Annotated in this window: 12 protein-coding genes and 1 tRNA gene; 1 reads left to right on the top strand and 12 read right to left on the bottom strand. The window is 27.5% G+C overall.

Annotated elements, in window-relative coordinates:
* Nucleotides 1-68: 68 nt before the first annotated feature.
* The 4 genes from LN42_RS06600 to LN42_RS06585 form a co-directional block, all read right to left on the bottom strand.
* Nucleotides 69-143: transfer RNA gene (locus LN42_RS06600), tRNA-Asn, on the bottom strand.
* A 68-nt stretch (nucleotides 144-211) separates the two neighbouring features.
* Nucleotides 212-526, bottom strand: a complete 315-nt coding sequence (locus LN42_RS06595; RefSeq protein ID WP_075780593.1) for a hypothetical protein — start codon at nucleotides 524-526, stop codon at nucleotides 212-214.
* Entirely contained in the window at nucleotides 501-1,661 is a 1,161-nt protein-coding gene (locus tag LN42_RS06590; RefSeq protein WP_075780592.1) for a TetR/AcrR family transcriptional regulator, read from the bottom strand. The genes LN42_RS06595 and LN42_RS06590 overlap by 26 nt, the downstream gene beginning before the upstream one ends.
* Before the next feature lie 23 nt (nucleotides 1,662-1,684).
* A complete protein-coding gene (locus LN42_RS06585; RefSeq protein ID WP_075780591.1) occupies nucleotides 1,685-2,119 on the bottom strand; it encodes a type II secretion system protein in 435 nt (144 codons plus the stop codon).
* A 109-nt stretch (nucleotides 2,120-2,228) separates the two neighbouring features.
* Here LN42_RS06585 and galE point away from each other — a divergent pair, with 109 nt between their 5' ends.
* The gene (galE, locus tag LN42_RS06580; RefSeq protein WP_075780590.1) at nucleotides 2,229-3,242 is read left to right on the top strand and encodes a UDP-glucose 4-epimerase GalE; all 1,014 of its coding nucleotides are present in this window, start codon (nucleotides 2,229-2,231) and stop codon (nucleotides 3,240-3,242) included.
* Nucleotides 3,243-3,271: 29 nt separating this feature from the next.
* Here galE and LN42_RS06575 read toward each other — a convergent pair whose 3' ends face one another.
* Genes LN42_RS06575 through LN42_RS06540 form a run of 8 tightly spaced genes read right to left on the bottom strand, consistent with a single transcriptional unit; the run spans nucleotide 3,272 to nucleotide 11,232 of the window.
* Nucleotides 3,272-4,243 carry a glycosyltransferase family 2 protein gene (locus LN42_RS06575; RefSeq protein ID WP_075780589.1) on the bottom strand — a complete coding sequence of 324 codons (972 nt, stop codon included), beginning with the start codon at nucleotides 4,241-4,243 and terminating at the stop codon, nucleotides 3,272-3,274.
* A gap of 14 nt (nucleotides 4,244-4,257) precedes the next feature.
* On the bottom strand, nucleotides 4,258-5,355 hold the full coding sequence (locus LN42_RS06570; RefSeq protein WP_041638950.1) for a hypothetical protein: 1,098 nt from the start codon (nucleotides 5,353-5,355) through the stop codon (nucleotides 4,258-4,260).
* On the bottom strand, nucleotides 5,352-6,302 hold the full coding sequence (locus tag LN42_RS06565) for a CapA family protein (RefSeq protein WP_075780588.1): 951 nt from the start codon (nucleotides 6,300-6,302) through the stop codon (nucleotides 5,352-5,354). The genes LN42_RS06570 and LN42_RS06565 overlap by 4 nt, the downstream gene beginning before the upstream one ends.
* 2 nt (nucleotides 6,303-6,304) lie before the next feature.
* Complete coding sequence (locus LN42_RS06560; RefSeq protein ID WP_075780587.1) at nucleotides 6,305-7,741, bottom strand: asparagine synthase C-terminal domain-containing protein; 1,437 nt, start codon at nucleotides 7,739-7,741, stop codon at nucleotides 6,305-6,307.
* Between the two features lie 46 nt (nucleotides 7,742-7,787).
* On the bottom strand, nucleotides 7,788-8,444 hold the full coding sequence (locus LN42_RS06555) for an acetyltransferase (protein ID WP_014296733.1): 657 nt from the start codon (nucleotides 8,442-8,444) through the stop codon (nucleotides 7,788-7,790).
* Nucleotides 8,434-9,531: a LegC family aminotransferase gene (locus tag LN42_RS06550; protein WP_075780586.1), complete on the bottom strand. Its 1,098-nt coding sequence runs from the start codon at nucleotides 9,529-9,531 to the stop codon at nucleotides 8,434-8,436. Before LN42_RS06550 ends, LN42_RS06555 begins: the two co-directional genes overlap by 11 nt.
* A 9-nt stretch (nucleotides 9,532-9,540) precedes the next feature.
* The gene (locus LN42_RS06545; RefSeq protein WP_075780585.1) at nucleotides 9,541-10,512 is read right to left on the bottom strand and encodes an NAD-dependent 4,6-dehydratase LegB; all 972 of its coding nucleotides are present in this window, start codon (nucleotides 10,510-10,512) and stop codon (nucleotides 9,541-9,543) included.
* 21 nt (nucleotides 10,513-10,533) lie between these two features.
* Nucleotides 10,534-11,232: a sugar phosphate nucleotidyltransferase gene (locus LN42_RS06540; RefSeq protein ID WP_014296730.1), complete on the bottom strand. Its 699-nt coding sequence runs from the start codon at nucleotides 11,230-11,232 to the stop codon at nucleotides 10,534-10,536.
* Between the last annotated feature and the right edge of the window lie 22 nt (nucleotides 11,233-11,254).

Here is an 11,254-nt window from a genome sequence, read left to right as displayed (position 1 = left end):
ATGCTGTGGTGATTTTATTTTAAATATTATATAACAAAAAAGTCCAGCTTTCGCTGGACTTTTGGTTATGGCTCCGGCGGAGGGATTCGAACCCCCAGCCTAGTGGTTAACAGCCACCCGCTCTACCGTTGAGCTACGCCGGAACAACTTCCGAGAATTATTATAACACAAAATATGCTACTTTGCAAGAAAAAATTTCGAGAATAAAATGTTAATTTTTATCGAACTCATCCCTGGTAATAGGCGTTCCACCAACTAATTCAAAATTAATAAGGCGATATGCACCATCAAATTCTGCATGCAAATAAATTCTTTCACTGCATTTAGAGCCAATATACTCCTTATTAATTTCATATCTTGCTCTACCTTCAAAAGCATTTGAAAAATCATATCCTTTTCTCAAATAGCTTCTAAAGGTCTCTCCACAATTATTGCATTTAAAATAAATAACAAGGGATTCTCCTTCATCATAAAAAGGATTTTTGGAAATATCCTTCACTTTATTCCTTTTCCTGAACCAGAACATTTAAATCACCTTCTAATTTCAATCCATTTTCAAGATAATGGGACAATTCAATAAGAAAATTATTAATATCTAAAATAGATTGATGGAATAAATATTCAATACCAATAAAATGAGAAATACCCATAAGCGTTAAAGCTATTGTTTCCTTATCCTCAAGTTTAACACTTGATAGATTTTTTAAATAACCCTTTCTAAAAGCATCATAATACTTAATAACCTCTTCCTTTGCCACAAATTCCGATTCTCTAACAATTTCATAATAATTTTTATTTCTTTCAAAAAATTTCAAAAATAAATAAGTTCCCTGTAATTCCTGTTCCAATCTATTCAAAGAAACAGAAAGATTTCTACTAATAAACTTTCTTGTCTCATGACTGATGTTTCTAACAATCTCTCGTAAAAAAGTTTCCTTGCTATCAAAATAAATATAAAAAGTACCAACTGCAAAACCAGCGAGTTTAGTAATATCATAAACATTTACATTGTGAAAACCATAAGTTCCAAATAATTCTATTCCAGCTTCAACAATTCTTTCCTTTGAGTCCAGTTTTTTCGAACGTTCATTTATAAACTTAACATTAAAAATTCTTTCCTTTCTATTAATTCGTTCATCAAAAATCCCATTAAAAACAATATCTTTAAATGACTCCTTATTAATATTAAACCAGTTATAAGCAGCCATAACGCTTAAAAATCTTAATCCACCAACAATAAAAATATATTCAACATCAGAAATATCCCTTTCCAAAATATTAGAAAGAGTATTAATATAAATATTCTTTAATTTTTTTTCATACTCAGGAAATTTATACTGTCCCTCACGGAAAATAGTAACCAATTCTGTATCCTTTGCAGAAAGTTTGAAAACGATGTCTATAAAAGAAGAAATCTTATCTTTTTTGGAATTACCACTAATCTGAGAAAGTTCAACCTCCATTTTTTCAATAAGCTCATTTAAAAAAAACTCAAAAAGTGTTTTCTTATCTCTAAAATAATTATAATATACCCCATTTGAAACCCGGGCATTTCTACAAATTTCAGCAACAGAGACAGTATCATACCATTTTTCAGAAAAAAGCTTCCTTGCAGATTTTATAATCTTTTCCTTTGTACTGGTTTTTCGTCGTCTTCTCAAAATTATTCAACTCCATTTCATTATTAAAAAGCCATTCTTAATACAGGAATTCTGGAATTATTATCCGGTTCTTCATTTAAAGAAGAAAAATACTCTGTATTCGAATTCCAATTTAAAGTTGTATCCAGTTTTTCGAGATTATCTGGATTTGAAATTTGTTCAGTATAATAAACAAAAACAACATTATTTAAAGTTTTAAAAGAAACATTTTCAGGCGAAGATTCAATATAATCATTATCAACCAGCGTATCTATATTATCAGGAAAAGAATCATTATCATAATAATATTGAATAATTGAGTTCTGAATCACCTTCATATCATTAATAATTTTAGTAAATTTTGCTTTGTTAATAATATTATTAACCATTGGAACAGAAAAAGCGCCAATAATAGCAATAACAGCAAGTACAATTAAAACCTCATAAAGACTAAAACCATCATGCTTCTTAAACGCCAAATCCATCTCCCCCTTTGTTACAAATTCAATTATAATTATACCATAATTTACCCGGGAAAAATAAAATTATGATATAATATATTGAAAAATTAAAAAGGAGAGTGAAAAAATGTCAATACTCATAACAGGCGGAACTGGATATATAGGAAGTCATGCATGTGTTGAATTCTTAAATGCCGGATATGAAATAATTGTACTGGATAATTTTTCAAATAGCAAACCTGCAGTTTTAAAAAGAATAAAAGAAATAACAGGAAAAGATTTCAAATTCTATGAAGCAGATTTATTGGACAAAAATAAAATAAAAGAAATTTTCGACGAAAATGAAATAGAAGCGGTTATACATTTTGCAGGTTTAAAAGCAGTTGGCGAATCAGTGGAAAAACCATTATTATATTATCACAATAACATCACAGGCACTCTTAATCTCTTAGAAGTAATGAAAGAAAAAAATGTAAAAAAAATAGTATTCAGCTCATCAGCAACAGTATATGGAAACCCGCATAAAGTTCCAATAACAGAAGATTTTCCAACTGGAGCAACAAATCCATATGGAAGAACAAAATTATTCATAGAAGAAATATTAAAAGATTTATATATCTCAGACAAAAATTGGAGCATATCATTATTAAGATACTTCAACCCAATAGGTGCACATGAAAGCGGAATGATTGGTGAAGATCCAAACGGAATACCAAACAATTTAATGCCATATATCACTCAAGTTGCCGTTGGAAAAAGAGAAAAATTATATGTATTTGGAAATGATTACGATACACATGACGGTACAGGCGTAAGAGATTATATCCATGTTGTGGATTTAGTAAAAGGACATATAAAAGCACTTGAAAAAATAATGGAAACCACAGGAGTAAAAATATATAACCTCGGAACAGGAACAGGATATAGCGTTTTAGATGTAGTAAAAGCATTTGAAAAAGCAAGTGGGGTTAAAATTCCATATGAAATAGTTGATAGAAGACCTGGAGATGTAGATAAAATATATGCAGACCCAACAAAAGCATTAAAAGAATTAGGCTGGAAAGCAGAAAAAGATTTATACGACATGTGTAAAGACTCATGGAATTGGCAAAAGAAAAATCCAAATGGATATGAAGATTAAAACAAAAGCTCCCAAAAAGGGAGCTTTTTTCATAATATAATAAATAATCCATATAATGAACCTAAACCATATGAAACATGTAAAGTCCAGAAAGAAAATAACGTTGGGAAAAACAACTTAAAATCCTTATTCTTTCTCGAAATATCAAAAGAAAAATACAAACTCAAAATCAAATAAAGCCCTAAAATTGAAAAATAAGGAATTCTCACAATAGGATAAAAAATAGAAAAAACACCACCTAAAACCAAAAATAACACAAAAAACAAAGGCACAAGATGTCTTAAAGAAAAAGCCTTTCTTGCATAATGAGTACTTAAAATTACCCATAACCCATTATTAAAATTATTCTTCCACAAATCCTTAAAATTATCTCTAGCATAATAATAAGCTTCTGCTTCAGGAATCAGCATTATCCTGAATCCTGCATTTTTAATTCTTAAATTCATCTCAATATCCTGATTTCTTCTGAGCTTTTCAACAAAACCTCCCAATTTTTCAAAAACTTCTCGCTTATAAACACCGTATGCAACAGTATCAACATATTCTTCTTTATCGCTTTCCAATCTATACTTTGCCCCTCCAATTCCAAACGGATGAGATAAAACTATAGAAATAGCTTTCGCTACAGGTGTATCTTTTCCCTGAATAGTTACCATCTTTCCTCCAGCAACATCACATTTATCTTCATCAAGTCGTCTAACACAGGCTGAAATATAATTTTTAGAATAAGTGGTATGTGCTCCGGCAATCATTATATAATCACCAGTTGCATTTTTCAAACCAATATTTAAAGCAATAGGAGTTGTCTTATCAGGATTATCAATAATCCTGATATTCTCATATTTTCTTAAAATATCACGAGTTCTATCCTCACTCATTCCATCAACAACAATAATTTCCTTATTTTCATAATCATTATTAATCAATGAATCAATACATTTTTCTATATGTTTTTCTTCGTTTAAAACAGGAATTATAATTGAAACTTTTTTTTCTTCCATAATTTCCCCCCCAATTAAGAAACCACAAAATCAATAAATGTTTTTTCCTTTTCCATATTCCATACAAATCCACTTTTATGTTTTTTGATATTTTCTATTAATTGATCGTATTTTTCATATGCAGATATTATTTTTTCAGTAGATTCTCTTAAATTATCTGGATTAATTACAATACCAACACCGAATTTATCCACAAAATTTTTCATTTCTAAAAATTCTTCCCGTATTATAACTGGAGTATTGGCTGCTATAGAATCGAAAAATTTATTTGGCATGGAATATACATAATTTTTTAATAGATTTCCTTTTTGATCATAAGGACTATAAGATACAATTGAAAATGCACTTTCAGAAAGTTTTTTTAACATATCTTCATATTGTAAAAATGGAATATAATTTATAAACTTCTCATTTAAATTAACTCCAATACTCTCAATTTCAAAACCTTGATTATTTAATTCTTTCAAAATTTCTAATTCTTTTTTCATTCTCTTAGCGTTACCACCAACAAAAACAATCTTTTTTTGTTTTTGAGAAAATGTATTTACACTATTTGTTGCATAATTTGGAATAATCTGTATTTTTAAATTTGATTTTATATTCTTTGCATGTTCAGCAATTCCGTTGCTTACGAAAATACCTTTATCTGAATATTCAATTATCTTTTTATCAATAAATTTACCGATAAGGGGTATAATCGGCAATTTATTCCTCAAGCTAAACATATATTCTTCAGCGACATATTCATGAAAATCTGTAATTACTTTTATATTCTTTGCTTTTGCGATTTTATATAGACAAAAAGGTTTAAAATATCCAAAATGATGTATATACAAATATTTTATATTATTCTTAGTGAAAATTCTCTTAACCGTTTTACAAATATTTTTTTCATATTCAATTCTATTAAAAATATCCTTTATTTGATTATTTTTATCATAATTATATTTTAGTGGATATAATTTAACATTTTTTATCTCTTCATATTTAAAAGGTTTATCCTCCCAAAAAACATAATGAACAAAAAATTCTTTAGACAATATTTCTACAGTTTTCCATACTCTTTTATCTTTAAACTTATGCATATATCCAACAACAATTATCTGATTCATTTCTTTTTCACCCATTTCCATAACATTGTACCAATTTTTGAATTAATAAATCTTCCTATTAATTTTAGCATATTTTCCTTAAAAAAATCCGTTATAGGATTCTCATAATTAGGATAATGTTTTTTTCTTCGATTATTATTAAAAAAAGTAATATAATCTTTTTTATCAATATTATCCAGATATGTCAGATCCTTTTTTTCAGATAATTTTATTAGATTTTCATTATATTGAGTATTTACATAATCAATTTTATTATCTTCGAATAATACAAGAATACTATCTCTTGTAAAATCAGGATAATAATACGTAATATTATTAAAAGGCATATAAAAATTACCAATAGAAAAAAAAGAATATTTGTTTCTATATTTCAAAACAGGATGTAGTACATGTGAATGATGACCAATAATAATTCCATTATATTTTTTGTGGAAACTCAAAGCAAATTCATATTGCCATGGTAAAGGAAGATTTTCAAGATCAATGCCCCAATGTGGAAAGAAAATAACAAATTTGTCCTCAGGAAAGGTTAAATTTAAAAATTCATTTTTTTTCAAGACATTTAAATGTTTATTATTTACACCTGTTTTCTCCCAAACAGCAGAATAAATAAAAACATCGTCTAATTCAATAAAAGGAGTTTCCTTTGTACCAAAAATCTTTACTTCACAATCATTTAAAACCTTAATTGTATATTTAAATCCTTCTTCTCCATTATCCATAGAGTGATTATTAGCTAAAGAAACATATTTTATATTCAATTTTTCTATTAACTCTTTTATTACTTCTTCCGGGATACAAAGAGTATTTTTTGTATCACAATTCTTTGAAATATAACCTTCAAGATTAATAACCATTCCATCGGAATTATTAGTCATTTCTATTATATTTCTATCAATATTAATTATATTTTGTGGGCAAAAATCTCCGCCAAAAACTAAATTCATATTTATTCTTCCCTTCTTAAAGAATTAATCAATAATTCTGTTATATGCCCAACTATTTCAATATATCTATTTTCACTATTTTCAATTTTTCCAAAATCAAAATTTCCGTATAAATTATGTTTATTCCCTTTATTCTTTAAAATGGCTTCAATTCTTTTTGCAAAAATAATCATTTCCGGGGAAACAAATTTTTTTAGTGTCTCTCTACTTTTTGACGTTCCTGTATCACTTGTTTTAATATCAATATCATATTTTGTGAAAAGCAAATTTAAAGATTCGCGATATAACTTTTCATGAAAGCGTTGTGAATTATCAAGAGAAGAAAAAAAATCAAATAAAGATTTTTCCCATAAAGGCAAAAACCAGTTTAAATCAAAAAATTCATAATTTCTAACAGAATTAGCAATATACTTTGATTGACGTTCTTGCCAGTCAAAAATCTCAAAAATATCTGAATAACCCATATCGAAATTTTTATGAATTTCATCAATTCGATTTTCCAGATGAATCTTTACATCTTTCTTTATTCTAAAAATCTGTACATGATAACCTAAAATCGCCTTTTTCAAAGAAGATAAACTATTAATATTCTTTGTATATACCAATCTACTTCCAGCTAAAAAATCTCCAGAATGTCCTGGAATAACTACATCACCGCTATTTAATAATCCATTATCTTTTAACCAGACAAGAGAGAAAAGATCCTGAATATGCGGAGTTACTCCAAAAGCTTTATAAAAGTCTATATATTTATTGAAAAGATCACTAAATATAATATCATTTATAAACTGTTCATTATATTCAATAAAATACCAGTCTAATCCCAATCTTTTTGCTACATTTTTACTTACATTAACCTCTTCAGCATTTTTTTGACCATAACAAAAAGCAAAAGCTCTATTTTCAAATCCAAATTCTTTTATCATAAAAGCAATTATTCTTGAATCAAAACCGCCACTGAGAGGAATCAGTATTTTCTTATCAGATTCAATTCTGTTAAAAAAACTTTCAAAGATTTTATATAATATCTCTATTAATTCTTTCGGAGTTTTTTTGACCTTATTTTCATTTCTAAAAACATAATCAGTAAATAATTCGTATTCACCTGATTTCCAGACTTTTAATACCTGACCTGGCAATAATTGATAAACATTATTCCAGATAGTATCATTTCCGAGAATATATTTAAAATGCCTTAATTCATCTAAAAAATCATTATTTAAAGAAACTTTATAATTTTTATTTATCCTATCAGTAAGTATAATCTTATCTGGCAAAACAATAAAAAATAACGGAACGCTTCTCACAGCATTCCCTTTAAAAATAATATAATCATCATATATCTCAACAATTGGTTCATCAAAAAAACCGTAATTATAAAATATTTTATTTTGAAGTCTGGAAAAAGATTTAGAAAACCTAAAACTAATATCTTTCATTTTCCACCATCCAGTTTTGTTAATTAAATTTTATTGCTATTTATATTTAATTATCAATAACACTTTTAATTTTAGCCGGAACACCAAAAGCCTTAGTATTATCAGGGATATTATTAACAACCACAGAACCAGCACCAATAAGAACATTTTTACCGATTTCAATATTTTGAATAATAGAAGTTCCAGTTCCTATATGGCTATTTTCTCCTATTTTAACTCCACCACTTAACGTAACACCAGGTGCAATATGAACATTATCTTCTATTATACAGTCGTGTTCAATTATTGCTCCTGTATTAATAATACAATTTCTTTCAATTTTAACTCCAGGATTTACAATAACTCCAGGCATAATTACAGTTCCCTCTCCTATACTTACATCTTTACTAATTATTGTATGTTTTGAAATAATAACAGGAAGATTAAAACCTATATCTTTCAATTTTTTGAATAATTTTATTCGCAAATCAGGATTTCCAACACTACCAACAGTAACAAATGCATTTTTAATTCCAGTTTTATACAGTTCTTCTAATTGTTCATCAATATAATTAATTTTTATTCCCATTATTTCTTTTCCAATTTCAGTTTTTAAATCTGAAATTCCTATTATTTCATATTCATTTTTTTCAAATATTATAGAAGCAACTACTTTACAATGACCTCCACCGCCAACAAGAATAATTTTTTCTTTAGATGACATTTTTCAATTCCTCCGCTACAAATTTTATCGAATCATAATCATTAACAGTAGAACTTGGTAAATTTAAACCTCTTTCATATATTTCATATGCATTTTTATAATTAGAAGTCTTAAATTTTTGATATGGTGGAAATTCAACAATAGGAACAAATATTCTTCTTGTTGGAATACCTTTTTCTTTTAATTCGCTTTGAATTTCAGATATAGATTTATCTGAATTTATTTTAATTGAAGTTAACCACCATGAACTTTCTGCATTTTCATATTCTTTTTGAAATTTTATTTCTTTTACATCTTGAAGATTTTCCATATAAATTTTAGCGAACCTTCTTTTTTTATTTAAGAATTCTTCTAATCTCTCTAATTGAGCTAAACCTAACGAAGCTTCTAAATTAGTCATTCTATAGTTAAATCCTATCTCTGGATGGTAATATCCTCTGCTCGCATCTCTTGCCTGATTTATTAAAAATTTTATATGTTCTGCTTTTTCTTCATCGTTTGTAGTTATCATTCCTCCACCACCGGTGGTCATTATTTTATTTCCATTAAAACTAAATGCATTTAATATTCCAAAGGTTCCTGTCATTTTTCCATTATATGTTGCACCTAAACTTTCTGTTGCATCTTCAATTATAGGAATTCCATATTTTTTTGATATATACATTAACCCATCCATATCACAAGGATTTCCATATAAATGAACAGGTATTATAGCTTTTGTATTTTTTGTTATAGCTTTTTCAACTTCTTTTGGATCTATATTCCAGGTTTCTGGATCAACGTCGACAAAAACAGGTGTTGCCCCTAAATACATTATTGGATTTACAGAGGCTATGAATGTAATTACAGGTACTATTACTTCATCTCCTGGACCAATACCAAGTTCATATAATGCCATATATAATGCGGCTGTTCCTGATTGAACAGAAACAGCTCTTTTTGTACCAACATATTTAGCAAACTTTTCTTCAAATTCTGGAATAAAAGGTCCTGCAGTTGAAACAAAGGTGCTATCTATACATTTTATCAAATATTCCTTTTCCAATTCTCCCAAATTAGGTGCATCTAATAATATTTCATTTTTCATTTTTTCGCCTCACACATTATATATATTAACTTTAAAATATTGAAGATTTTCTTTTATCCATTCTATGGTTTCTTTTAATCCTTCATCTAATGAATATTGTGGTTTCCAACCAGTTAATTTCATAGCTTTTTCCGGATTGGATAATAATCTTTCAACTTCTGATTTTTTTGGTCTTAATCTTTGTTTATCTGTTACTATTTCAACATCTTTTCCAGTTAATTCTATTATTTTTTTTGCTAAATCACCTATAGATATTTCCTTTCCTGTTCCGAGATTATATACATCACCAATTGTCTTTTCGTGCAATCCTACGGTTATAAAACCATTGGCTGTGTCTTTTACATAATTTAAATCTCTGGTAGGTGTAAGATTTCCTAATTTTATTTGTTTTTTACCTGCTAATATTTGAGATATTATTGTGGGTATTATAGCTCTTGCTGATTGCCTTGGACCATACGTATTAAATGGTCTTATTATAGTTATCGGTAATTCAAATGATCTATAATAACTTAAAGCTAAATGATCAGCTCCAGCTTTAGAAGCTGCATAAGGCGATTGTGGATTATATGGATGTTTTTCATCAATTGGTACATATTGCGCAGTTCCATATATTTCACTTGTTGATGTATGAATAACTCTTTGAATATCCAGTTTTCTTGCAGCTTCCAATACATTATATGTACCTTCTGTATTGGTTTTAATATATGCAAGAGGTGAAATATATGAATATGGAATTCCAATTAATGCCGCAAGATGAAATACAACATCAACATCCTTCATTGAATCATATACACTATCATAATCCCTTATGTCTCCTGTATATATTTCAATATCTTTTAAATATTTAGATTTTTCAAGCCAGCCCCATTCATTTTGAAAGTTATATCTTACAAAAGCCTTTACATTATATCCTTTTTCAACTAACATTTCTGTTAAATGCGATCCTATAAACCCTTCTGCTCCTGTTACCAATACTTTCATTTTTTCACCTCATAAATAACATTAATTATTTTTCATATTTTCATACAATTCTTTTGCTTTAGAATAATCTTCTACAACACCAATATCAATCCAATAATCATTGATTATATATTTGGTAACCTGAATATTTTTAGACAACAATTTTTTTATTAAAAGATCAATTCCAAAATATTCATTGTATGGAATATATTCAAAAATTTTTGGTTTCATTATATAAATACCTGCTAAAATTTCAAATTTTAATTCCGGTTTTTCTTCAATATCCTTTACAATATCTCCTTCAGAATAAATTTTTCCAAATCTAAAAGGTGTTGTTATGATTTTTGTTCCAAGAGTAAGTGGTGATTCTGGATAATTTAAGGAAAATTCATAAATTTTTCTTAAATCAAAATTTGTTAATATATCACCATTTATAACCAAAAATGGATCTAATAATTTTTTTTCTAATAATTTTAAAGGCCCTGCTGTTCCTAATGGTTTTTCTTCTTCACTATAATATATATTAACTCCATATTTTGATCCATCTCCAAAAAAAGCTTTTATATAGTCAGATTTATAATTTACAGCAATATATATATTATTAAATCCGCATTTTTTTAAATGTTCAATTTGAATTTCCATTAATGATTTTTCCCCAAGAGGTAATAAAGGTTTTGGTATAATATCTGTAAAAGGTTTAAGTCTTGTTCCAAGTCCTCCTGCTAAAATAACCGCATCCATATTTTCACCACCCCATATTATT

The sequence above is a fragment of the Marinitoga sp. 1137 genome, assembly GCF_001941525.1.
GTDB lineage: Bacteria > Thermotogota > Thermotogae > Petrotogales > Petrotogaceae > Marinitoga > Marinitoga piezophila.
The sequence above is the reverse complement of the archived record's forward strand: the minus strand, read 5'-3'. Positions and strand labels throughout refer to the sequence as shown.

What these genes read in the sequence shown, in the direction of transcription:
- LN42_RS06575 (WP_075780589.1), bottom strand. Translation starts at nt 4,243, where the DNA reads ATGGAAGAAAAAAAAGTTTCAATTATAATTCCTGTTTTAAACGAAGAA.
- LN42_RS06555 (WP_014296733.1), bottom strand. Translation starts at nt 8,444, where the DNA reads ATGTCATCTAAAGAAAAAATTATTCTTGTTGGCGGTGGAGGTCATTGT.
- LN42_RS06595 (WP_075780593.1), bottom strand. Translation starts at nt 526, where the DNA reads ATGTTCTGGTTCAGGAAAAGGAATAAAGTGAAGGATATTTCCAAAAAT.
- LN42_RS06540 (WP_014296730.1), bottom strand. Translation starts at nt 11,232, where the DNA reads ATGGATGCGGTTATTTTAGCAGGAGGACTTGGAACAAGACTTAAACCT.
- LN42_RS06545 (WP_075780585.1), bottom strand. Translation starts at nt 10,512, where the DNA reads ATGAAAGTATTGGTAACAGGAGCAGAAGGGTTTATAGGATCGCATTTA.
- LN42_RS06570 (WP_041638950.1), bottom strand. Translation starts at nt 5,355, where the DNA reads ATGAATCAGATAATTGTTGTTGGATATATGCATAAGTTTAAAGATAAA.
- LN42_RS06550 (WP_075780586.1), bottom strand. Translation starts at nt 9,531, where the DNA reads ATGAAAAATGAAATATTATTAGATGCACCTAATTTGGGAGAATTGGAA.
- LN42_RS06560 (WP_075780587.1), bottom strand. Translation starts at nt 7,741, where the DNA reads ATGAAAGATATTAGTTTTAGGTTTTCTAAATCTTTTTCCAGACTTCAA.
- galE (WP_075780590.1), top strand. Translation starts at nt 2,229, where the DNA reads ATGTCAATACTCATAACAGGCGGAACTGGATATATAGGAAGTCATGCA.
- LN42_RS06565 (WP_075780588.1), bottom strand. Translation starts at nt 6,302, where the DNA reads ATGAATTTAGTTTTTGGCGGAGATTTTTGCCCACAAAATATAATTAAT.